At 66.4% G+C, this 23,106-nt stretch carries 23 protein-coding genes; 12 read left to right on the forward strand and 11 right to left on the reverse strand.

From position 1 onward, the window contains the following. Positions 1-72 precede the first annotated feature (72 nt). The 3 genes from yedA to DX912_RS03985 are packed head-to-tail and all read left to right on the forward strand — an operon-like array spanning position 73 to position 2,448. Complete coding sequence (gene yedA / locus DX912_RS03975; RefSeq protein WP_115841182.1) at positions 73-1,020, forward strand: drug/metabolite exporter YedA; 948 nt, start codon at positions 73-75, stop codon at positions 1,018-1,020. Next, on the forward strand, positions 1,017-1,928 hold the full coding sequence (gene rarD, locus DX912_RS03980) for an EamA family transporter RarD (protein ID WP_115841183.1): 912 nt from the start codon (positions 1,017-1,019) through the stop codon (positions 1,926-1,928). The genes yedA and rarD overlap by 4 nt, the downstream gene beginning before the upstream one ends. A 10-nt stretch (positions 1,929-1,938) precedes the next feature. After that, positions 1,939-2,448, forward strand: a complete 510-nt coding sequence (locus DX912_RS03985; protein ID WP_115841184.1) for a DinB family protein — start codon at positions 1,939-1,941, stop codon at positions 2,446-2,448. Between the two features lie 225 nt (positions 2,449-2,673). On the opposite strand, the gene DX912_RS03990 is transcribed toward DX912_RS03985, so the two are convergent. The 11 genes from DX912_RS03990 to DX912_RS04040 all read right to left on the reverse strand — a co-directional run bounded on the left by DX912_RS03990 (position 2,674) and on the right by DX912_RS04040 (position 14,494). Next, positions 2,674-4,005, reverse strand: a complete 1,332-nt coding sequence (locus DX912_RS03990) for an ABC transporter permease (protein ID WP_115841185.1) — start codon at positions 4,003-4,005, stop codon at positions 2,674-2,676. 13 nt (positions 4,006-4,018) lie between these two features. Further along, positions 4,019-5,176, reverse strand: coding sequence for an ABC transporter permease (locus DX912_RS03995; RefSeq protein ID WP_115841186.1), 1,158 nt, complete (start codon positions 5,174-5,176; stop codon positions 4,019-4,021). A 152-nt stretch (positions 5,177-5,328) separates the two neighbouring features. Further along, positions 5,329-6,024: an ABC transporter ATP-binding protein gene (locus DX912_RS04000; RefSeq protein WP_115841187.1), complete on the reverse strand. Its 696-nt coding sequence runs from the start codon at positions 6,022-6,024 to the stop codon at positions 5,329-5,331. Between the two features lie 61 nt (positions 6,025-6,085). After that, positions 6,086-7,339 carry an efflux RND transporter periplasmic adaptor subunit gene (locus DX912_RS04005; protein ID WP_115841188.1) on the reverse strand — a complete coding sequence of 418 codons (1,254 nt, stop codon included), beginning with the start codon at positions 7,337-7,339 and terminating at the stop codon, positions 6,086-6,088. Between the two features lie 758 nt (positions 7,340-8,097). Then, positions 8,098-9,477: a leucyl aminopeptidase family protein gene (locus DX912_RS04010; RefSeq protein ID WP_115841189.1), complete on the reverse strand. Its 1,380-nt coding sequence runs from the start codon at positions 9,475-9,477 to the stop codon at positions 8,098-8,100. Further along, positions 9,474-10,190, reverse strand: coding sequence for an HAD family hydrolase (locus DX912_RS04015; RefSeq protein WP_115841190.1), 717 nt, complete (start codon positions 10,188-10,190; stop codon positions 9,474-9,476). Before DX912_RS04015 ends, DX912_RS04010 begins: the two co-directional genes overlap by 4 nt. A 151-nt stretch (positions 10,191-10,341) precedes the next feature. Then, complete coding sequence (locus tag DX912_RS04020; protein WP_115841191.1) at positions 10,342-11,475, reverse strand: AI-2E family transporter; 1,134 nt, start codon at positions 11,473-11,475, stop codon at positions 10,342-10,344. After that, positions 11,472-11,966 carry a hypothetical protein gene (locus DX912_RS04025; RefSeq protein ID WP_115841192.1) on the reverse strand — a complete coding sequence of 165 codons (495 nt, stop codon included), beginning with the start codon at positions 11,964-11,966 and terminating at the stop codon, positions 11,472-11,474. Before DX912_RS04025 ends, DX912_RS04020 begins: the two co-directional genes overlap by 4 nt. 4 nt (positions 11,967-11,970) lie before the next feature. Then, positions 11,971-12,516, reverse strand: a complete 546-nt coding sequence (locus DX912_RS04030) for a phage holin family protein (RefSeq protein ID WP_115841193.1) — start codon at positions 12,514-12,516, stop codon at positions 11,971-11,973. A gap of 12 nt (positions 12,517-12,528) precedes the next feature. Beyond that, positions 12,529-12,867: a hypothetical protein gene (locus DX912_RS04035; RefSeq protein WP_115841483.1), complete on the reverse strand. Its 339-nt coding sequence runs from the start codon at positions 12,865-12,867 to the stop codon at positions 12,529-12,531. Between the two features lie 193 nt (positions 12,868-13,060). Next, on the reverse strand, positions 13,061-14,494 hold the full coding sequence (locus DX912_RS04040; protein ID WP_115841194.1) for a trypsin-like peptidase domain-containing protein: 1,434 nt from the start codon (positions 14,492-14,494) through the stop codon (positions 13,061-13,063). Between the two features lie 592 nt (positions 14,495-15,086). On the opposite strand from DX912_RS04040, the gene DX912_RS04045 reads away from it, so the two are divergent. The 9 genes from DX912_RS04045 (at position 15,087) to DX912_RS04080 (ending at position 22,838) form a co-directional block, all read left to right on the forward strand. Further along, positions 15,087-17,240: an adenosylcobalamin-dependent ribonucleoside-diphosphate reductase gene (locus tag DX912_RS04045; protein ID WP_115841195.1), complete on the forward strand. Its 2,154-nt coding sequence runs from the start codon at positions 15,087-15,089 to the stop codon at positions 17,238-17,240. A 204-nt stretch (positions 17,241-17,444) separates the two neighbouring features. Further along, positions 17,445-18,056 (forward strand): hypothetical protein, encoded by a 612-nt coding sequence (locus tag DX912_RS04050; protein ID WP_115841196.1) that lies wholly within the window; start codon positions 17,445-17,447, stop codon positions 18,054-18,056. Positions 18,057-18,150: 94 nt separating this feature from the next. Continuing rightward, positions 18,151-18,942, forward strand: coding sequence for a TSCPD domain-containing protein (locus DX912_RS04055; RefSeq protein WP_115841197.1), 792 nt, complete (start codon positions 18,151-18,153; stop codon positions 18,940-18,942). 20 nt (positions 18,943-18,962) lie between these two features. Beyond that, complete coding sequence (locus DX912_RS18135) at positions 18,963-19,412, forward strand: hypothetical protein (RefSeq protein ID WP_147298559.1); 450 nt, start codon at positions 18,963-18,965, stop codon at positions 19,410-19,412. Beyond that, on the forward strand, positions 19,409-20,137 hold the full coding sequence (locus DX912_RS04060) for a hypothetical protein (protein WP_115841198.1): 729 nt from the start codon (positions 19,409-19,411) through the stop codon (positions 20,135-20,137). The genes DX912_RS18135 and DX912_RS04060 overlap by 4 nt, the downstream gene beginning before the upstream one ends. A gap of 238 nt (positions 20,138-20,375) precedes the next feature. After that, positions 20,376-20,906 carry a cold shock domain-containing protein gene (locus tag DX912_RS04065; RefSeq protein ID WP_115841199.1) on the forward strand — a complete coding sequence of 177 codons (531 nt, stop codon included), beginning with the start codon at positions 20,376-20,378 and terminating at the stop codon, positions 20,904-20,906. Between the two features lie 16 nt (positions 20,907-20,922). Continuing rightward, on the forward strand, positions 20,923-21,351 hold the full coding sequence (locus DX912_RS04070; protein ID WP_115841200.1) for a hypothetical protein: 429 nt from the start codon (positions 20,923-20,925) through the stop codon (positions 21,349-21,351). A 666-nt stretch (positions 21,352-22,017) separates the two neighbouring features. Then, positions 22,018-22,287: an XAC0095 family protein gene (locus DX912_RS04075; protein ID WP_115841201.1), complete on the forward strand. Its 270-nt coding sequence runs from the start codon at positions 22,018-22,020 to the stop codon at positions 22,285-22,287. Positions 22,288-22,445: 158 nt separating this feature from the next. Continuing rightward, a complete protein-coding gene (locus DX912_RS04080) occupies positions 22,446-22,838 on the forward strand; it encodes a hypothetical protein (protein ID WP_115841202.1) in 393 nt (130 codons plus the stop codon). Positions 22,839-23,106: the final 268 nt, after the last annotated feature.

The following is a 23,106-nucleotide window of genomic DNA, read 5'->3' on the forward strand; positions in this document are numbered from 1 at the left end:
CGCTGTGTTGCCGATTGCCGCGTTCATCGAAGTAGAGCAGTGCCGCACCTCCACCCCACGCATGGAATCCGCATGAGCACCGCTGCACCTCACGACCGGGCCGCGCCCGGCGCGCTCGCCGTCGCCTTCGCCCTGGCCTCGGTCTACATCCTCTGGGGCTCGACATACCTGGCCATCCGCTTCGCGCTGGAGAGCTATCCGCCGTTCCTGCTCGGCGCCGGCCGCATGTTCCTCGCCGGCCTCATCATGTACGTCGTGCTGCGCGCGCGTGGCGTCGCGTCGCCCACCGGCAAGCAATGGCGCACGTTGTGGATCCTCTCGATCTGGATGGTGCTGCTGTCCAACGGGCTGGTGAATCTGGCCGAGACCGAAGTCGGCTCGGGCCTCGCCGCGATCGCCGTCGCATCGATGCCGCTGTTCGCAGGCGTCTTCGCGATGCTGCGCGGGCGCCATCCGTCGAAGATCGAATGGGTCGGCCTGATCATCGGCTTCCTCGGCGTGCTCTGGCTCAATGCGGGCGGCGAACTGTCGTCCTCCACGCTCGGCCTGGTCTGCCTGGTGATCGCGCCGATCGCCTGGGCGTGGGGCTCGATCTGGAGCCGCGACCAGGACCTGCCGCAGCCCTTCATGTCCGCCGCCGGGCAGATGCTTACCGGCAGCATCTGGATGCTGATCGCCGCGGTGATCCACGGCGAGCGCATCACGCAGATGCCGACGCTATCGGCGACCGGCGCGATGCTCTACCTCGTCGTCGCCGGTTCGATCTTCGGCTTTACCGCCTACATCTGGCTCCTGCACCACGTGCGGCCGGCGCTCGCGACGAGCTACGCCTACGTCAACCCGCCGATCGCGGTGCTGTTCGGTGCTTTGATCGGCGGCGAGCACTTCACCGCGCATGACCTCGGTGCGATGGCGGTGATCCTGGTCGGCGTGGTGATCATCACGCTGGCGAAGGCGCGCGCTGCGAAGCCGGTAGCGCCTGCGCCGTCGGCCGCCTCGTCGTCGGAGCCGGCGGCATGAACACCGGTCACGACACCCGGAACGCGCTCTGGATCGCCGCTGCCTCCTTCGTGCTGTGGGGGCTGATGCCGCTGTACTGGCATGCACTCAAGGCCGTCCCGTCGCTGCAGATCCTGCTCCACCGCATCGTCTGGAGCGCGCTGCTCGTCTCCGCCTGGCTCGGCTGGAAGCACGGCCGCGGCTGGCTGAAGGCGACGCTCGCGCGGCCGCGCGCCGCGTGGATGCTGGCGCTGAGCGGCGTGCTGATCGCCTTCAACTGGGGCCTGTACATCTGGGCGGTGAACGCCGGGCACGTGGTCGAAAGCAGCCTGGGCTACTTCATCAATCCGCTGATCAGCGTCGTACTCGGCGTGGTGTTCCTGCACGAGCGGCTCAACCGCGTGCAGTGGCTGTCGGTCGCCATCGCCGCCACCGGCGTGGCGTGGCTCACGTGGCAGTACGGGCAGCCGCCGTGGATCGCACTCGGCCTGGCGCTGTCGTTCGGTCTGTACGGCCTGATCCGCAAGCTGGTCGCGGTGGATGCGGTGAGCGGGCTTGCGGTCGAAGGCGTGTACCTGTTCCTGCCGGCCCTCGCGCTGCTGCTATGGAGCGAGACGCACGGCGGTGGTGGATTCGGCGGCGGCTACGGCCTCGCGGCCGATGCGCTGCTGATCTTCGCCGGTGTGCTGACCGCGCTGCCGCTGATCGGCTTCGCCTATGCGGTACGACGCGCGCCGCTGTCGGTGGTCGGCCTGATGCAGTACATCGCGCCGACGATCCAGTTCCTGCTCGGCGTGCTGTTCTTCAACGAAGCCTTCGATCGCGATCGCGCGACCGGCTTCGTCTTCATCTGGATCGCGCTGGCGATCTTCGCCGGCGAAGGACTGTGGCGGGCGCGGCGTCAGCCGGCGGTTCCCGCCACGGCTTGAGGACATCACGATGGACAAGACCACGCTGAACGCACTGGCGCTGTTCCCGTTGCAACTGGAGGCGCATTACAAGGCGATTCCCGTGTCGCATCGGCATTGGACGCCCACGAGTTGGGACGGCATTCCCAGCGAGCACTTCACCGCGATCGAGCAGTTGTGCCACGTGCGCGACATCGAGATCGAGGGCTACCAGGAGCGCATCCGCCGCACGCTGGACGAAGCGCATCCGCTGCTGCCGTCGATCGACAGCGAGCCGCTGGCGATCGAACGCCGCTACGGCGACGCCGATGCCGAGGCCGTGTTGCAGGCCTTCCGCGATGCGCGCGCCCGCACGGTGGAGACGATCGCGCGCCTGGACGACGCACAGCTCGCGCGCACGGCGGAGTTCGAAGGCTACGGCCCGCTCACGTTGCGCAGCCTGGTGCACTACCTGTGCAGCCATGACCAACAGCACCTCGCGGGATTGCAGTGGTTGCTGGGGAAGATCGAAGCGGAGCGGGTATCGCAGCTTCGCGCGTAACGCGTTTGCCATTTGCTTTCATTCCCGCGAAGGCGGGAATCCGGCCGTCAGCCGTGGCAGCTCGTCCGTAGCTTGATGCGTCTGCCCCATGGATTCCCGCCTTCGCGGGAATGACAGCAAAAGGCGAAAGCTCCATGGATTCCCGCCGCCCTCGCGGGAACGACAGCAGGAAACAGAAAGGCCGCGATCGCTCGCGGCCTTTCTGCTTTCAACGCAAGGCGGATATCACGCCGCCCGCAACGCCTCCGTCACCGGCAAGCGCGCCGCGCGCAGCGCCGGGAACAGGCCGCCGACCAGGCCGATGCCAAGCGCCCACTTGATGCCGTTCCACAGCAGCTCCGGCGAGACCTTGAACTGGAACATCACCTGGCTGAAGTTGTTGCCCAGCGTCGACACGCTGTAGCCGTTGAACACCAGCCACGCGATCAGTCCGCCGAGCAGGCCGCCGATCAGCGCCAGCAACATCGTTTCCAGCATCACCGCCACCACCACCGGCAGGCCACGGAAGCCGATCGCGCGCATCGTCGCGATCTCGCGCGAACGCCCCGCCACGGCGGCGTACATGGTGTTGAGCGCGCCGAACACCGCGCCCACCGCCATGATCGAGCCGATCACGATGCCCAGCACCCGCAGGAAACCGCTGAGCTGCTCGGACTGCTTGGCGTAGTAATGGCGCGTGGTGTCGACGTCGAGCTTCAGGCGTGGGTCGGCGGCCATCGCGGCCTTGAGCTTGTCGAAGCCGTCCTTGCCGTCGAGCTTCACCGTGATCGACTGGTACGCGCTGCGGCGATACGTCGAAGCCAGGGTTTCGGCGTCGGCCCACAGCTCCGAGTCGTGCGAATCGCCCGACGCGAAGAAGCCCACCACCGTCCACACCTGGTTCGCCAGTTCGATCTGCGTGCCCGGCTTGAGGTCGTTGAACTGCTGGTCGACGTACTGCTTGCGCGCGCCCTGGCCGATGATCAGCTCGCGCTTGCCCGGCTCGAACTTCCGGCCTTCGACGATCTTCACCTGCGGCCGCAGCGCCCACGCCGCCTCGCCGACGCCGCGCAGCTGCGCGTTGGCGTCGGTATGGTCGGCGCGCGTGACCATGTTCACCACCTGCGACAGCTCCGGCGAAATCGCCGGCCGGCCGTCCGAACCGCGCGCGACGCCCGCCAGCGCACTCACCAGCGGCACTTGGTCGCGGGTGATGACCGAATTGGTCTCCGCCTGCGAACCGCCGCGCAAGATAATCGCGGTGCTGTCGTTGCCGGTCTGCTTCAGCGTCGCCTCGAAGCCCGCGCCCATGGCCAGCATCGCCACCAGCACGCCGACCACGCCGGCGATGCCGACCACGATGACGCTTGAGGCGCCCCATCGCTGCGGCAGACTCGCGATGCCGATGCGCGTGGCTTCCAGCGCGAGGCGACCGCTGCGCGTGAGCAGCAGCCACAGCACCATCGCGACCACCAGCGCCAGCACGGCGTACCACGGCAGCATGATCCACGCGGCCAATCCCACGACCAGCGCCAGCACCACGCCGGCGTTGCCCAACCACTTCCTTGCACGGCTCATGTCGTGTCTCCTGTCAGCGGCCCGCGAGGGCATCGACGATGTTCAGGCGCATCGCGCGCAGCGCCGGCAGCAGGCCGACGACCACGCCGATGATCAGCATCAGCGCCAGGCCCAGGCCCCAGGTCGCGCCCGGCACGCTCGGCAGCTGGATCAGGCCGCGGCTGGCCGAACTCACGCCCGGCATGATCAGCGCCGCCAGCCCCAGGCCGATCAACCCGCCCAGCACTACCAGCAACGTCGCCTCGGCGAGCACCAGCCACAGCACGCTGCGGTTGGAGAACCCGATGGTCTTGAGCACCGCCAGTTCCGGGATGCGCTCGCGTACCGCCTGCGCCATCGTGTTGCCGGTGAGCAGGAGCAGGGTGAAGAACACCGCGCCCATGATCGAGGTCACGATCATGCCGATGTCGCCGATCTGCTTGAAGAAGGCCTGGTTGAAGGCCGCTTCGGTCTGCGTCTTGGTCTCGTGGTCGGAGTTGTCCGACAGCTTGTCGATGGCCTGCGCGACGGCATTGGACTGGTCGGCATTGGCTACGTCGATCACGTACCAGTGCACCTGGCCCTTGATGTAGTCGTTGGCCTCGTCGAAGTACTTCCAGTTGAACATCAGCGTGTTCTCTTCGCCCTTGCGCTTGTTGTCGTTCACGCGGTAGATGGCGACGAGCTTGAAGTTCCAGTTGTTGCTGCCCTTGGTCGGGAAGATCGTCGCCTGCAGCGGGATCGTGTCGCCGATCTTCCAGCCGTGCTTGGTCGCCAGCGCCTCGCCGACGATGGCGCCGTCCTGCGTGGCGTAGAACGCCTTGAGCTGGTCGGCGGGCACGACGTACTCCGGATACAGCTCCATGTAACCCGGGCCGACGGCGAAGTTCGGGAAGAAGTTCTTCGGGTCCTGGTAGATGCCGCCGAACCAGGTGGCATACGAGGCCTTCTTCACCCCCGGCACGCTTTCGATCTGCGACTGCAGCCGGTACGGCAGCGACGAGGTGATCGACAGCTTCGAGGTGGTGATGAGGCGGTTGGTGCCGGCGACGTTCGCGCTCGAACTGAACGCCACGCGGACCGAGTCGAGCATGCCGAACAGCAGGAATGCCGTGACGACCGACAGCAGCGTCAGGAAGGTGCGCGTCTTGCTTCGGAACAGCGCGGCCCAGATCAGGTGCAGGTATTTCATCTCTGCGTCCTCAAGAATGTTCCCTTCTCCGCGCGCGGGAGAAGGTGCCCGAAGGGCGGATGAGGGCGGCTCGGCGGCAACGCCGGATCGGCCCTCACCCCATCCCCTCTCCCGCAGGCGGGAGAGGGGCTACGGGAAGGTGGGAGTGAGCGTCAGTGCTCCAGCGCCAGCTCGCGCTCGACCAGCGTTCCCTTGTCGAGGTGGATCGTGCGCTGGGCGTGGTCGGCGGCCTTGGGATCGTGCGTGACCATGATGATGGTCTTGCCGTGGTCGCGATTGAGCGACTGCAGCAGCGCGAGGATCTCCTCGGCCGATTGACGATCCAGATCGCCCGTCGGTTCATCGCAGATCAGCAGCGTCGGATCGGAGACGATCGCGCGTGCGATCGCCACGCGCTGCTGCTGGCCGCCGGACAGTTCGTTCGGACGATGCTTGCCGCGTTCGGCCAGCCCCACCAGCTGCAGCGCGATCTCCGCGTTGCGCTTGCGCTGCGCCGCCGACAGCTTGGTCAGCAGCAGCGGCAACTCGACGTTCTTCTGCGCGTTGAGCGTCGGCATCAGGTTGTAGAACTGGAACACGAAGCCGACGTTCTGGCTGCGCCAGTGCGACAGCTGGCCGGCGGTCATCGCGTCGATGCGCTGGCCGTCGACGGTGATCTCGCCACCGGTGGGCGAATCCAGTCCACCGATGAGGTTGAGCAGCGTGGTCTTGCCGGAACCCGACGGACCCATCAGCGCGACGAAATCGCCCTTGGGAATGTCCAGGTCGATGCCGTGCAGCACCTCGACCTTCTCCGGACCGCGTTGATAGGTCTTTCTCAGGTTGCGGATCGAAACCAGCGTGGCCATTGCGACGTCCTCGAAACGATGAAAGGGGGACTGCTTCCTGCTCGTAAGGCTTGCTTGCTGCTTATTCGCTTGCGGGCTCCGCGTCGCCGCCTTGCGCGACGCGCACGCGGTCGCCGTCGGACAGCGAGGCCGGAGGATCCAGCACGACCGTCTCACCGCCTGAGAGACCCTGCGTGATCTCGCGATCCTCGCCCAGGCTGCGGCCCACGGTGACCTCGCGCTGCGAGGCCTTGTCCTCGGTCACGACGAACGCGACCTGCTTGCCCTCGCGCGCGACGATCGCCGCCGCCGGCGCGAGCGCGCCGGGCTTCTGCGCGGGCGCTTCATCCTTCTTCGGCTCCAGGAAGCTCACGCGCACGCCCATGTCGGGCACGATGCGCGGATCCTTCTGCTTCAGCGCGACGCGCACCTTCACCGTGGCCTTGCCGCGGTCGGCAGCGGGAATGATCGCGATGACCTCGCCGGGGATCTTCCAGTCCTGGTACGCGTTGAGCGTGGCTTCCACCGGCATCTTCGGCTGCACGCGGCCGATGAAGGCCTCACCGACCTCGACTTCGACTTCCAGCGAATCCATGTCGACGATGGTGCCGATGCCGGTGCGCGTGAAGCCGCCGGTGGCCAGCGGCGAGACGATCTCGCCCGGCTGCGCGGCCTTGGCGGTGACGACGCCGGCGAACGGCGCGCGCACGATGGTGTTGTCGACGCCGATGTCGGCGATGCGCAGGCGATCGCCGGCGACCTTGGCGTTGCGCTCGGCGGTGGTCAGCTCGGCTCGTAGCGAATCGCGCGCGGCGACGGCTTCGTCGTACTGCGCGTTCGACACGAGCTGCTGGTTCACCAGCGTCGACAGGCGGCGCGCGTTGGCTTCGGCTTCCGACAGCTGCGCGCGGACGCTTTCGACCTGGCTGCGGGCGGCGCTGTGCTGCGCGCTGGCGAGCGTGCGTTCGGCATCGGCGTCGAGCGGATCGAGCGTGGCCATGACCTGGCCTTCGTCGACCTTCATGCCTTCCTCGATGAACACCTCGCGCACCTTGCCGGTGATCTTCGCCGACACCGTCGCCATGCGGCGCGCGACGATGTAGCCGGTGGCATCCAGCACCGAACCGCTTGCGCCGCCGTTGCCGATCGCCGTCACCGTGGCGGTGCGCACTTCCACGCCGCGCGCGCGGCCGAACGCGGCCCACGCGACGAGCGCGATCACGACCAGGACCGCGACGGCGGCCAACGCGATCCACAGACCGCGGCGCGAGGTGGGCGGCGGCGGTGCCGAGCGGTCTATGCGCAGTTCCTTGAGCAGGTCGGCAGAGTTGTTCATCGACGATCCGGACGATGGGGAAGGGGGGCAGTGTGGGCAGCGTCCCGCGCCGCGCCAAGGGGCCGGAAGTAACTTTCTACGGCCGCAACGCCGCCAAGCGTATGCGATGCGGGGGCGCGGGGTCACCTCGGCGGCCGGCGTACGCATGTGCCCGGAGCGCCATTCGGTGGTCGATAGCGCTATCAGGGTTCCTAAGGTTCAGCGCCTTGCGGCAGATCGAAGCAAGCTTGACCACTCGCGAACGTCATCCCGGCGAACGCCGGGACCCAGGCTGGCAGCGCTTCCGCACTTCGGTCGTCATTCCAGCGGAAGCTGGAATCCATTTGGCTCTATGTGTGTGGTGCGGAAGCAACAGCGCAGCGCTGTGCGGCAGCGACAGTTCACCTCCACCGCTCCGTTGCCCCTCACCCCAACCCCTCTCCCGGTGGGAGAGGGGCTTGAAGCGCCGTCACTCCATAGAGCGTGGCCACCCATGAAGCGCCGCCACCCATGAAGCGCCACCCATGAAGCACCGTCATCCCGGCGAACGCCGGGACCCAGGCTGACAGCGCTTCCGCACTTCGGTCGTCATTCAAGCGGAAGCTGGAATCCATTTGGCTCTTTGCGTTCGGTGCGGACGCAGCGCAGCGCTGTCAGGCAGAGGCAGCTCACCGTCACAGCTCCGTTGCCCCTCACCCCAACCCCTCTCCCGGTGGGAGAGGGGCTTCACAGCTCGTCGTTCCAGGACCGCAATACGACCTGGACCTCTCAGTTGGACGTCAAACGCCCGCGTGCTGCTTCAACAACGCGTACGCAGCGCGCAAGCCCTGCGCTTCACCACCCGCCGGGCGGCCGGGGCGGTCGTTGTCGTTCCAGCTGTACACGTCCAGGTGCGCCCACTTCTGCGTCGGCGGGACGAAGCGGTCCAGGTACACCGCGGCGGTGATCGAGCCGGCCATCTTCGACGGGCCGCCGTTGGCGATGTCGGCCACGTTGCTCACCAGGTAACGCACGTACGGGCGCCACAGCGGCATGCGCCACAGCGGATCGCGCAGCTGCATGCCGGCGTCGAACCACTGCTGCGCCACTCTGTCGTCGTTGCTGTACAGCGCCGGCAGGTCCGGGCCGAGCGCGATGCGCGCCGCGCCGGTGAGCGTGGCGAAGTCCAGCAGCAGTTGCGGCTGCATCTCGGCGGCGTAGGTCAGCGCATCGCAGAGGATCACGCGGCCTTCGGCGTCGGTGTTGTCGATCTCGACCGTGACACCCTTGCGCGTGTCGACGACTTCGCCCGGACGGAACGCGTTCGGCCCGATCGCGTTCTCGACCGCCGGAACAAGCAGCGTGATGCGCAGCGGCAGCTTGCGCGCCATCACCAGTTCGGCCAGCGCGATCGCGTGCGCCGCGCCGCCCATGTCCTTCTTCATGTTGCGCATGCCGTCGGCGGGCTTGAGGTCCAGGCCGCCGGTGTCGAAGCACACGCCCTTGCCGACGATGACCACGTGCGGGTGCGATTCATCGCCCCAGCGCAGCGTGATGAGCCTCGGCGCGCGATGGCTCGCGCGGCCGACGGCGTGGATCGCCGGGAAGTTCTGCGTGATCAGGTCGTCGCCGCTCACCACTTCGATGCGCGCGCCGAAGCGTTCGGCGATCTCGCACGCCACCTGCTCCAGCTGGTCCGGACCCATGTGCTCGGTCGGCGTGTTGACCAGGTCGCGCACGCGCACGCAGGCGGCCAACTGCGCGAAGGCGTCGGCATCGGCCTGCGCGATGGCCAGTTGCGCCGGCGCGCGCAGCGGCTGCCGATAGCGGGTGAAGCGATATGCACCCAGGCCCCAGCCCAGCTGCAGGGCGTTGCGGGCGTCGGCCGGCAGCTCGCCCGCCAGCGCGAACGCGCGCGCCGGCAGCGCGTACGGCGCGTGGCCGTAGGCGAACGGGTCGAGCATGTCGCCCACGCCGATCACCGCGCCCGCGATGCCGCCATCGCTGCCCGGCAGCGTGATCGCGGAGAACGGCGAGCCGTCGAAGCCCTGCGCATCGAGCCATGCGCCGACGCCGGCCGGTTGCGCCGAACGCCAGGCGGCGAGGCTGTCGCGCGTGACGACGTGCAGCGGCAGCGCGTCGGCGGTGGTGGTGTCGGCAAATCCGGACGGCAGGCTCATGCGGCAACGGTTTCCATCGTGTGCGTCGAATCCAGCCAGTCGGCGAGTTCGGCGAGGGTGGTGAATTGAAGATCGGGGCGCACGTCCTCGTGCGGCCACTGCGCGCCGATGCGGTTGATCCAGCAGCTGCGCAGGCCCGCGCGATGCGCGCCGACGACGTCCATCTCGATGTCGTCGCCCACGTGCAGCACCTCATGCGGCGCGAACGGGAAGCGCGCACAGGCGGCGTGGAAGATGCCGGCGTGCGGCTTGGGCATGCCGTGTTCGCGCGCGCCCAGCTGGAAGGCGAAATGCGCGCCGATGCCGACGCGGGCGAGGTCCGCATTGCCGTTGCTGATCGCCGCGAGCGGTACACGTGCGGCCAGGCGCGCGAGTGCGTCCAGCGTGTCCTCGTAGAAGTCCACGCGGTTGCGCTCGTCGTAGAACGCCTCGAACGCGGCGTCGGCGTGCAGCGGGTCGTCGCCGGCCAGTTCCATCGCCCGCACCAGGCTCAGCTTGCGCAGCTGGCTGAAGTCGTGGGCCAGGTCGGGGCGTTCGACGTACATGCGCTCGCGCAGTTCGCGCATCGCCTCGATCGGGAAGCGCTGCGCGGTGAGCGGGCAGTGCTGCGTCAGCCAGTCGTGCAGCACGCGTTCGACCCGCGCACCGATCGGTGCGAAGGGCCACAGCGTGTCGTCGAGGTCGAGGGTGATCGCGCGGATGGGGAAAGCCATCCGGCGATTTTAGCCCCAGCCGGCGGCGGGGCTGGGTACGGCAGCCGGGAGGCCGCGAGGCGGGGATTGAAGCCCCTCTCCCGCCGGGAGAGGGGTTGGGGTGAGGGTCGGGACGCGCGATGCCGCGAAGATCGTCACGAACGCCATTGCCTCACTCCAGCAACCGCGCCCACCCCGTCAGCCCTTCCACCCGCGCCAGCACCAGCTTCACGCACACCAGCAGCGGCACCGCGAGCAGCAGGCCGATGATGCCCCACAGCCAGCCGAACACCATCAGCGCCAGGATCAGCACCAGCGGCGACAGCCGCATGCTGTGGCCGAGGATGATCGGCGTGATGATCTGGCCTTCCAGCGTGTGCAGTGCCAGGTAGATGCCGGCCGGCAGCAACGACGGCCACAGGTCGTCGAAGGCGACGAAGCCCATCAGCAGCATGATGATGATGCCGATCAGCGGACCCACGTACGGCGCGAAATTGAGGATCGCCGCCATCGTGCCCCACAGCAGCGCCTCCTGCATCGGCACGCCGAGCCAGTACAGCGCGCCCGACAGCGCCAGGCCCAGGCAGGTGTTGATGACGGTGATGGTCAGCACGTACCGCGAGATGGCGCGCTCGATCGACGTGAGGATCTCCACCGTCAGCTTCTTCTGCTGGCGCGTGGGCAGCAGCGCGAGCGCGTTCCGCTGCAGCTGCTCGCCATACACCATGAAGAAGAACGTCAGCAGCACGACCGCGAGCACCGACGCGATGCGGCGCGGCGTCGCGGTGAGGACCTTGTAGGGCTCGTTGGCCTCGGTGCGGATCACCTGCACCGGCCGGCTCGTGCTTTCGCCACCGGCCGCACGTGCGATGTTCTGCGCGGCCTTGTTCGCGTCGAGCATCGGCTTGTACAGATCGCGAAGTTTCGGCGCAACCTGCTTCATCTCGCGCGGCACCTGCCGCACCCATTCGCCGGCCGGTTCGATCAGCTGGTTGCCCAGCGCGCCGGCCGCGAACAGGCCGCCGAGCAACACGATCAGTGCGCCGATGAAGCGGGGCACATACACGCGCTGCAGACCGCGGATGATCGGGTTGCCGATCAGCGCGAAGAACATCGCCAGCAGGATCGGCAGCACCAGTTCCTGCGCCGCCCACAGGGTGAAGCCCACCGCGAGCGTCGCCAGCACCAGCGCCGCGCTGGACGAGCGCGGTCGCGGTGCGGGCGGCGGACTGGGAGGAAGTTCGCCGTCCTCGTCGAGCGATTCGACGTTGTCGGCCGCGGCCGGAACCAGCGGCAGCGCGCTCATCGCGTCACCTGGTCGACGGTCGCGGTGCGCGCGGCGCGCGCACGGGCCTCGGCCTGGGCTAGGGCGTACGCCTCGTCGTCCAGGTCGTCGGCGACCGCATCGGGATGCACGCTCGCGACCGGCGTAGCCACGGGCTGCACCACCACGTCAGGCGTTGCGGCCTCTTCGGCGACCTGTTCCTTCGCTTCGGTCGCCTCGTCCGCCGCGACCTTCGCGCTGCTGCCGGCGAACAGGCTCGCCGCCATCGAGACGATCTGCATCAGCCCGCCGCTCTTGGCGACGGCGCGCATCGGTTCGGCTCGGCCGACGATGAAGCCTGCGGCGAGCCCCGCGATCACGATCCGCCACGGCGTCCACGCCGCCACCCAGGAGGCCTTGAGGTGGCGAACGTCGGCGATGGCTTCGCGCTCGCGCGCCTCCACCACGTCCTCGCACTGGTGGACCTTGGCGATGAGCTGCTTGAACGTCGGCTTTTTCTGCTTGAGGGCCATGGCGTCAGGGCGGAGTGATGTCGATGCCGTTGTTCTGTTTCTTCGCCGCGTCGCCGTTTTCGCGCAGTTCCTGCGCGACGGTGCGCGCGGATTCGGGCGAATCGGCGGTGGGCATCAGGTCGGCCAGTTCGCCGATGCCCAGCCGCGCCAGCTGCCGGCGCGTGGCCTGCATGCGCGTGTGGTCGAAGTAATGCATCGCGCGCAGGCCGGCGTAGGCGGTGACGACGAGACTGAGGCCGGCGGCGATCAGCATCGACATCAGCCACGACAGACCGAAGTTACGAAGCAGCGTGACCAGCGTGGCCATGAGGAACAGCCACGCCGATGCCCCGAAGACGACCGCGACGCCGGCAAATGCGAGCGCGCGTCCCATCGCGCTGCGTGCCAGCGACAGATCGGCCGCCATCAGCGAGCGCAGGGCGCGCGCCGAATCGGCGGCCGCGCCCAGGCTGGCCTTGGCGGTGTTGCCGATGTCGCGCAGCGACTCGGCGAGGTCCGGCGGTGGCTGGTCCGCCGGGTCGTGGTCGTAGCGCTCGTCCCCTTCGCTCACGTCAGCGCGCGCTTACTTGTCGCCGCTGCGGCCGAGCTTCGCGAGGATCCATCCCGCAGCGAAGGCGACGCCGAACGAAGCCAGCGGACGCTCGCGGATGAGCTCGGCGGCGCTGTCGACCAGGTCGCGGCCCTTGTCCATCAGCGCGTCCATCTGCTCGCGCGCGGCGCCACCGGCGTTCTCCGCAGCGGCGAGGCCGGCGAGCGCGCCATCGGCGAGGTCCGCCTTGACGTTCGCCTTGCCCACGCGCAGTTCCTCGCCCGCAGCGCTCGCCGCACCGCGCAGCGCGGAGCCGGCATCGCTGGCGGCCTGCTTCACGTGGCCGCCGGCCTGCGACAGGTTGCTGCGCACGCCATCGGTGTAGTTCGACGCCGTGCCGCTGCCGGCGTTGGTGCCGAGGCCGGAGCCAGTGCCCGTGCCGGTGTTGATGGCGCTGCCGCCGGGATTGGTCGGATCGGTGGGGGTATTCATCGAGCGGCTCCTGTATGTCGGAAGGACGTTCTGCTGAAAGACGTGGATCGAAGGCACTGCGCGGTGCGCGGCGTCACTGCATCAGCAGGTCGGCCCGGCGGTTGCCGCGAAGAATGCGCAGGACCAACTGTGCAGGACGCTGCGTGAAGCTCGCGCGGAAGCCCGGCAGATCCTCGAAGTTGCCCGCGTTGGACGCGATCACCACGTCGTCCTTGCGAAGCCCGTTGGCTTCGGCGCGGCTGCCGCGTGCCACCGAATCCACCATCACGCCCGAAAGACCCGCCTGGCGCAGGCGCTCGGGCAGGTCGGCGAAACTCGCACCGGTGAGACGCGGGTCCAGCTCGGTTCCCACGTACGAACGCGGCTGCTCACGCAGCGTTGTCGTCAGCGTCAACGGTTTGCCATCGCGACGCACGTCCAGCGCGATGCGGCTTCCCACCGACTGCAGGCCCTCGAAGTTGCGCAGCGCGTCGCGATCGTCGATGCGCTCGCCGTTCGCGGCGAGGATCACGTCGCCGACCTTGACGCCCGCCGCCGCCGCGGCGCCGCCGGAGAACACCTGCGTCACCACCGCGCCGCGCGCTTCGGGCAGTCCCAGCGCCTGCGCGAGGCGCGCATCGACGTCCTGCGATTCCAGCCCCATCGTGCCGCGGATCACCACGCCGTTGTTGGCGATCAGCTGGCCCATGATGTTGCGCGCCAGGCTGGTGGGGATTGCGAAGCCCAAGCCGATGTTGCCCGCCATCGAGCCGCGGGGGTTGAAGCTGGCGGTATTGATGCCGACGAGCTCGCCGTTGAGGTTCACCAGCGCGCCGCCGGAATTGCCGGGATTGATCGAGGCGTCGGTCTGGATGAAGTTCTGGAAACCCAGCCCGCGCAGGCCGCTGCGGCCCACCGCGGACACGATGCCGGACGTCACCGTCTGGCCGATGCCGAACGGATTGCCCACCGCCACCACGAAATCGCCCACGCGCAGCGCGCTGGAATCGGCCAGCGGCAGCGCCGTCAGGCCCTGCGCGGGAATGCGCATCAGCGCCACGTCGGTGTCGGGGTCGGATCCGACGAAATCGGCCTTCAGCGTCCGGCCGTCGGCGAGCGTCACCGACACTTCGTCGGCGCCTTCGATCACGTGGTGGTTGGTCAGCACGAAGCCCTGCTTCGCATCGACGATGACGCCCGAGCCGAGCGACTCGTTGATGCGCTCCTGGGTGAGCTCCGGGAACATCCGGCGGAACATCGGGTCGCTGCCGAACGGGCTCACGTTCACCCGCTGCTTGGTGTGCACGCTGACCACGGCCGGCGTCACCTTCGCCAGCATCGGCGCGAGCGAAGGCAGCGGCTGTCCGCCGACCACGGCCGGCAGGGTGGCGACGGTCGGCGTCGCGGCGACGGCGGACGCGGGCGCCGCCTGCGCCGGCGCTTCCAGGCCGTCGCGGATGGCGGTGGCGGCGAAGCCGCCGAAGGCGGCGGCGAGGGACAGGGTCAACAGGGTCGGCAGCGGGCGCATCGCGTCGGTCGCAGGCAAGGGTGAATGGGGTGTGCGCGGGGCCGATGCGGTGCGGCGAATCTCGCTTCGCCGTGCGCGCCAGGCCCCGCCGCGGAGGCGTTCAGTTTCACTGAACCGCATTAAATACGCGATGAAGTTTTTCGCCCGCGCGGCCGGTCGGCAGGGCGTTGCGTTGCCTCCTCGTGCACGTTCCCGCCGGCTTCGGCAAGCGCGTCGATGAAGGCGTTTGACCGCCATCACAGCTGTGTGACTGCCATCAAAAAACCGTTGACACATCCCGGGGGCGGGGGTAGCTTGAGTCCTCGCCTTCGCCCACTACATCTAGTGGTCACGATGTCGACGGAAACCCAAACTTGGGGTTTTCGGCTTGGTTTTGCTGACTACCGGCACCTTCGGGGGAGGGTCCGTGGCGGAGCAGGATGAGCGAAGGAATCCAGAAAAACCCATGCCGTCGCGACCGCTGAAAACGCGGTCGTGGGCATAGCCGTCGGCGGACGTCGTACACGACGCCGATGGTGCGGCAGCCAACATAAGAATCCACGGCGGCAAGGTTTCAGGGCCCGAACCGCCATTGAAAGGAGACAGGACAGGCATGAGCACAGTGCGCCTCGAGGCGGTCAAGACAGCCGCGGCCGAGCGGGAAATCCCGATGCAGCCCGCCTCCCAGGACATCTGGGACAAGAAGTACCGGCTGAAGACCAAGAACGGCACCGCGGTGGACGCCGACATCGACGCCACCTACCAGCGCGTCGCCAAGGCGCTGGCCGAAGCCGAGCCGTCCGCCGAGAAGCAGCAGTACTGGAACGAGCGTTTCGTCTGGGCGCTGCGCCGCGGGGCCATTCCCGCCGGCCGCATCACGTCCAACGCGGGCGCGCTCGAGCACAAGCCCGCCACCTCGACCATCAACTGCACCGTGTCCGGCACCATCGAGGATTCGATGGACGGCATCCTGGAGAAGGTGCATGAAGCCGGCCTCACGCTGAAGGCAGGCTGCGGCATCGGCTACGAGTTCTCGACGCTGCGTCCGCGCGGCGCGTTCGTCGCCGGCGCCGGCGCGTATACGTCGGGCCCGATGTCCTTCATGGATATCTACGACAAGATGTGCTTCACCGTGTCCTCCGCCGGCGGTCGCCGCGGCGCGCAGATGGGCACGTTCGACGTGTCGCATCCGGACGTGAAGGACTTCATCCGCGCCAAGCGCGAGGACGGTCGCCTTCGCCAGTTCAACCTGTCGCTGCTGATCACCGACGGCTTCATGCAGGCGGTGGAGAACGACGCCGAATGGCCGCTGGTGTTCCCGGTGAACATCAAGGAAAAGGGCGACCTCGACGTCAACGACGCCAACCAGGTCGTCTGGCGCGAATGGCCGACGCATCGCAACTACATCGTGCGCGACGACGGCCTGGTGGCCTGCAAGATCTACGGCCACATCCGTGCGCGCCACCTGTGGGACATGATCATGGTCTCGACGTACGACTACGCCGAGCCGGGTTTCATCCTCATCGACCGCGTCAACGAGATGAACAACAACTGGTGGTGCGAGAACATCCGCGCCACCAATCCGTGCGGCGAGCAGCCGCTGCCGGCGTACGGCGCGTGCCTGCTGGGCTCGGTCAACCTGACCAAGTTCGTGCGCGACCCGTTCACCGACAAGGCCTCCTTCGACTGGGAGGAATACAAGGAAGTCGTGCGCGTGTTCACCCGCATGCTCGACAACGTGGTCGAAGTAAACGGCCTGCCGCTGCCGCAGCAGCGTGACGAGATCATGCGCAAGCGCCGCCACGGCATGGGCTTCCTGGGCCTTGGCAGCACGGTGACCATGCTGCGCATGAAGTACGGTTCGAAGGAATCGTGCGAGTTCACCGAGCGCATCGCCCAGGAAATGGCCGTGGCCGGCTGGGAGATGGGCCTGGCGCTGGCGAAGGAAAAGGGCGCCGCGCCGATCATGGAAGAGCGCTTCGAAGTCACCGCCGAGATGCTGCGCAAGCGTCCGGAGATGAAGAAGGACGGCTGGAAGGTCGGCCAGGAGATCCCGGGCCGCGTCCTGCACGCCAAGTACAGCCGCTACATGCAGCGCATCGCCACCGTCGCGCCGGAACTGGTCGACGAACTGGCCGAGACCGGCGCGCGCTTCACGCACCACAGCTCCATCGCGCCGACCGGCACGATCTCGCTGTCGCTGGCCAACAACGCGTCCAACGGCATCGAGCCGTCGTTCGCGCACCACTACAGCCGCAACGTGATCCGCGAAGGCAAGAAGTCGAAGGAGAAGGTCGACGTCTATTCGTACGAACTGCTCGCCTACCGCGAGCTGGTGAACGCGAAGGCGATGCCGTTCTCCGAAGAGCCCGAAGCGCAGCTGCCTGACTACTTCATCGCCGCCGACGACATCACGCCGAAGGAACACGTCGACGTGCAGGCCGCCGCGCAGAAGTGGGTGGACAGCTCGATCTCCAAGACCGCGAACGTGCCCACGGACTACCCGTACGAGCAGTTCAAGGACATCTACCGCTACGCGCACCAGCAGGGCCTCAAGGGCTGCACCACCTTCCGCTTCAACCCGGCCGCCTTCCAGGGCGTGCTGGTGAAGGAAGCCGACCTCGAGAACACCACCTACCGCTTCGAACTGGAAGACGGCAGCGTGCTCGAAGTGAAGGGCAACGAGCAGATCGAATACGACGGCGAAATGCACACCGCCGCCAACCTGTTCGACGCGCTCAAGGAAGGCTATTACGGCAAGTTCTAAAACCTGCGTCCTCCCCGCGAAAGCGGGGATCCAGCGACGTTGCTTCCGCAGCGTCGCCGCAGGAAGGCAGACCGGAACCGCATTCATCCTCCGGCCCGCCATCGCGTTAGAGTCGCTTCGCAACACCGCGTTTCCAGCAGTTTTTTGCAAGGCCCCGGTTACCGCAACGCCTTACGAATGAGACGCCCGTCAGGAGGGCATTACATGAGCAATGGCAACGGAGTGACGGCGACCCTGTCGCAGGCCGCCGACAACGTGAAAGAGACCGTGACCACCTTCAGCAGCGCCGTCATGCAGCGCGCCGATGAAGCCGTGGAAGCCGCGCGCAAGAACGTGCGCAAGGCGACCAAGGCGGCGAAGAAGGCCGTCGGCAGCGCGAAGAAGAAGCTCGAGAAGGCCTCCGCCGACGCGAAGAAGGAAGCCGCCAACCTCCGCCGCGAAGCGACCGCGGCGCGCAAGAAGGCGGCCAAGAAGGTCAAGGCTGCACGCAAGGCGGGCAAGACCGACGTCGCCAAGGCCAAGGGCACCGCCAAGCGCGATGTCGCCGCTGCCAAGCGCAAGGTCGCCAAGAAGACGACCAAGGCGAAGAAGGCCTTGGCCGCCACGCGTGGCAAGACCGCCGCGAAGAAGGCCACGAAGAAGGCCGCAACGAAGAAGGCCGCGACCAAGCGCACCACCACGCGTGGCGCCGCGACCCGCAAGGCCGTGACGAAATCCGCCGCATCGACGGCGAAGAAGGCGCCGGCCCGCAAGGCCAGCGCGAAGAAGGCAGTCAAGCGACCCGCCAAGAAGGTTGCTAAGAAAGCTGCCACGTAACAGCAAGCCCCGATTGGTGGCCGCGCCCGCGCGGCGCGGCCACCGCATTAACACCGAAAACCAGATCAGCAACACCGCACCAGGAGCGGGTCACATGGCCGTCAAGATCGACAAGAAAATCAAGGGCTACAGCGTCGTCACCCCGGAAGACAAGGCAGCCGCGGCGAACAAGCCTGCCGCCGCGCCGGTCGCCGAGCTGCCCACGGCCGATGTCATCCAGATGCACGAGCGCATCGAGCGCCCGGAAATCCTGGTGGGCTCCACCTACAAGATCAAATCGCCGCTGTTCGAGCACGCGCTGTACGTAACCATCAACGACATCGTGCTCAACGCCGGTACCGAACACGAGCTGCGCCGTCCCTTCGAGATCTTCATCAACTCGAAGAACATGGACCACTTCCAGTGGATCGTCGCACTCACCCGCATCATGTCGGCCGTGTTCCGCAAGGGCGGCGACGTCACCTTCCTGGTCGACGAAATGAAGGCCGTGTTCGACCCGCGCGGCGGCTACTGGAAGCCGGGCGGCGTCTACATGCCCTCGCTGGTGGCCGAACTCGGCGCGATCGTCGAGGACCACCTCAAGTCGATCGGCCTGATCCACGACCCCGAAATGAGCGACGCCCAGCGCGCGCTGATCGCCGAGAAGCGCGCCGCCTACGCGCAGCTCTCAAAAAAAAACAGTGAAGTAAGCGGAAGCTCCGCCGGCGACCTGTTCCCCGACCCGCGCGTCTCCGACGAACCGCGCGTCGAAGACGTGGAAGTCACCGGCGAAGGCGCCGCCTTCCCGCCGTCGGCGACGATGTGCCACAAGTGCTCGACGAAGGCGGTCGTGATCATGGACGGCTGCGCGACTTGTTTGAACTGCGGTTACTCGAAATGCGGCTAGACCAAGGATGACCAAACGTCATGAACGCCAGCACGAAAGTAAAGTTCGGGGATGCCGAGTTCTCGGCTGAGGGAAGCCAAGAATGGGTGGCTGACCAATTAGACAAGTTCCTTTCCCACCTTCCTAGGCGGATTGAGCCAGCACATGGTGAAGCGGCTGCGCCGAGCCGCTCTAGTGGCGGTGGTGAAGCTGATGCCGGACAACGCGCGCTAGGTGCCTTCCTACGCGAAAAAAGCGCTACGGAAAGCCAGTCCAAGAAGTTCTTGGCCACAGCAGTCTGGCTTCATGCGAAGGGGAGGGGGCGTCTCAAGACGGGCGACGTCACGAATGCTCTTCGCGAGAACAACCAATCACGTCTTGGAAACGCATCGCAGTGTTTGGCTGGAAACATCACCCAAGGATATTGCGAGCGCGATGGCGACCAGTTTTTCGTGACCGACGACGGTGTCGCATCTCTTAACGCTTCATGAGTTCGCTGCAGGAATTTGCGCGTGAGGCTGATCTGGCCGCTCAGTCCGAGGTGGAGCGGGTTCGTAGGCTTACCTACTTCCTGAGCACTACTTCCCAGCAATCAGAAGTACAGTTCGCCGCCGTCATGGCAGCGCTCGGCACCCTACATTTGCCTCAGCCCAATGCATCACGTCTTCGAGGCAAGCTCACGCTCGCGAATGGTTTTGTCAAGGCGTCCGCGGTCGGCTACGTCAAGCTGCACTTCAAGAAGCTCCGAGAATACGAGGACCTTTATCCTGGCTTGAAGGAGCCTGATGGCATCAAGTACAAGGTTGGGACGGTCGACGGACGGTATGTGTCACGCTCTAGGATCGAAGAGCTCGCGGAGATTAATAGTGCAAGCTTCGACCTACAAAAGCTTGTCGCGCTACTGAAAGAGCTGAACATCTGCGCTGTGGCTGACTGCTATTTTTCGGTGGCCATGTTGGTGCGGTCTATTCTTGATCACGTTCCGCCGATTTTCGGACAAAGGACGTTCAACGAGGTCGCAAACAACGCTGCGGGCACGAAGTCCTTTAAGGACTCCATGAAGCACCTAAACGAGGGAGCGCGAAAGATCGCCGACGCGCATTTGCATATCCCGATTCGCTCTCATGAAGTTCTACCTAACGAGCGTCAGGTAGATTTTTCGCAAAGTCTCGATGTCCTGCTTGCAGAGATTGTTCGTCTCTTGCGTCAACGATAGCCGGCAAGCCGACGCGTACTCGCCCGTTACACAGCGCGTGACGTCATTGACACGCATCTCCGGCGCGGCCTTCGGCATTGCCCGCCTCAGCAAGTAGGGCGCAACAACGTTGCGCCGAAGTAACGCATGAGTAGGCGCATTGTCCGATGCGCCTACGCGCTCGTATCGATGCTCAAGTTCTAGCAGCGATAGGCGAAAACGCGCCGGGCATGTCTCCAACGAGGCGAAAGGGATTTCGATGCGCAAGCACGGCACGCTGGAATCGTGGAACGACGAGCGCGGCTTTGGCTTCATCGCTCCGGCGCAAGCGGGCGAGAAGATCTTCGTCCACATATCGGCATTCCCGCGTGATGGTCAGCGGCCGCGCGTCGGCGAGCTGATCTCGTTCGAAATCGAGACCGGGCCCGAAGGGAAATCACGGGCGACGCGTGTCATGCGACCGGGCGCGCGGCCGCGTAATCGCGAGCTTGCCGAGCGTCCAAAGCGGCCCGCTCGCGCTCTCTCGGTGATCCTTTCGATGCTCTCCCTCGGCGTGATTGGCGCTTACGCGTACGGACGATGGAGCAGCTCCGCGGCACCGGAATCCGCCGCAGCTGTCCCGATATCGACCCAGCCGCTATCGGCACCGGCCTTCCATTGCGACGGACGCACCACGTGCTCGCAGATGACCTCGTGCGCTGAAGCCAAATACTTCCTCCAGCATTGCCCGCACACCACCATGGATGGCAACCACGACGGCGTGCCGTGCGAGCAGCAGTGGTGCCAGTGAGCCGGCGGGCGCAGGCATGGACGAACTGATCACCACGCTCGTCACCGTCGCCTTCATGGCCGTCGCCCTGTTTGCGGCGCGGGCCCATAGTCGAAAGGCGAGGGACGAGGTGATGCGCAGCTTCAACGCGCAGGCGTTCGACACGCCCGTTGGGCGCGTCACGGGCGAAGCCCTGAAGGTCGTCAAGATCAGCAGGCAGCCGATGCAGCTCCGGGGTGACGACCTCTCCACGCTGGGGCAACAAGACCAGCCCTCCGATGCCTTCCTCTACTGCGTCGGGCCCGGCCCGTCGTACTTCGTTGCCATCGCGATCGCGCAGACCGGGATCGGCGCGGTGTCGGTGAAGTGGGTCGTCCGGCCGCTCACCGAGGAACGCATGCGAGGCGCGCTGGTGGGCGATCGCAAGGCGACTGCGCTGGCGTTCGGTCGCGCGACCGAGGCGTAGTCGTCGTCCCCTGTGGCGGCTCCCTCAAGCCGCGTCAGTGCCGGAGGCCGGCGCGCGAGTGATGAACACTGGAACGCGAGGCAAATTGGCTGGCGCGCCAGTGTTTGGGACTGGCGTTCGAGGCTCGGGAACTCGCGCGCCAGTAAATTTGCCTCGTGCGCCAGTGTCGGAGCCTGGCGCGCCAGGCAAAAACACTGGCGCGTCAGGCTCGAAGACTCGCGCGCCAGGCAAAATCACTCGTGCGCCACGTTCAAAGACTGGCGCACGAGTCTTTGGAACTGGCGCGTCACGCTTCAGCACTGGGCGCTGCGCCACGGCTCGACGTCCGGCTGTACAGGTTGCGTGCCCATCCCGCGCATCACGAATGTGAGACGCCGCTACCGTTCGCGACTTCGTCGCATTGATCGCGCTCTACGCGAGGAAGAACACTCGCCGCCGGAGCCTGAGAACTCCGTACGAAGCGGTAACCCACCTCCGTCAAGGTGGGTTTTTGTGCCCAGAACAGCGCGGGCGCAAACTCGACGCAGTCGCTCTGCGTCGGGAGGGCGGCAGCCATACAACACCCGAAAGGGAAAAGCTGTACGGCCGTTCTTCGTACGGTTTCTTAGCCTCCCGACACCCCTGCGGCATTCCGCCGCAGGGGCACCGCAGTCAAAGGAGCGACTCATGCCAACGAAGTCCCGTCCGGCGCCGGCCCGGACCCTCTGCTACGTCATCAGCGACCCCGCGCGCGACATCGTGTCGCGCACCCGCGACCAGCTGTCGCTACTCGCCCGCCTCACCGCCGCCCGCGTCCGCCACGACGACGCGGAACTCGAAATGCCCCAGCCCACGCTCTTCCACGTCCTGCAGACCCTGTGCAACGACCTGGATCACGCACTGCGCGACATGAAACTCCGCTGGCCGACCGGCGAGTCACCGCCGGAGCGGACGTAATCCGGCTATGCCGCGCACCGGCCTGCAGACGGTGCGCCGGCCAACATGCGGCGCAGACGTCGGCACGGAAGCCTGCGGATGCTAACGTCCGCTTTCGACCCAAAGCGGACATTGGCGTCGGACCAAACTGGTCATCTAATCAATGGTGGGCGTCAGGCATGAGCATCGTGGATGAGATTGGGCGGCGTCTCGGCGTTCTAGCTTCACGCGCCGCACAGGATCGGTACATGGTGAATGCGACGTCAGATCAATACCTCCTCCCGGTAGAGGCCATCAATGATGCGCAGGACGTGATCCGCGCACTCAGTGGTTCCGGTCCCATCTCTGCGCTTGAGGGTATGGAGTCAAAAGCCAGGGAAGCAGTGCAGAAGTTTGCGCTTGCTTGGCGGTCAGAAGAGAACCAGATTGACGCCATGCTCGAGCTGCCGTGGGATGAATTGGTCCTGCGCAATCAGCACTGGCACGCGCTTCGGGGAGCCGCACAGCTGTGCCTCGTCGAGATTGGGTTTGATCTGGCTCAGTGGGAGCGAGACGAAAGCTATGTGGCTTGAAACCTCGATCAAGCGGAATCAAACCTCCTCATCGCACGGCCCATGAATGTCCGCTTCTGGCCGATAGCGGACGTTCGACCGGGACGCCCGGCAGCCGGGCTGCTAATGTCCGCTTTCGACCCGAAGCGGACATCGGGCCGAAGTCCTGGGAGCTGCGCCATGGAAGATGGTGAAGTACTTACGAATTCGTTTCACGTTGAATTCGACGAGGCCACAAACTCATTCCTGATCTACACCATCCATGAGGGAGACAAGGCAAGGTGGCCGA

The sequence above is a fragment of the Lysobacter soli genome (assembly GCF_003382285.1).
In the GTDB taxonomy this organism is placed as follows: domain Bacteria; phylum Pseudomonadota; class Gammaproteobacteria; order Xanthomonadales; family Xanthomonadaceae; genus Lysobacter_J; species Lysobacter_J soli.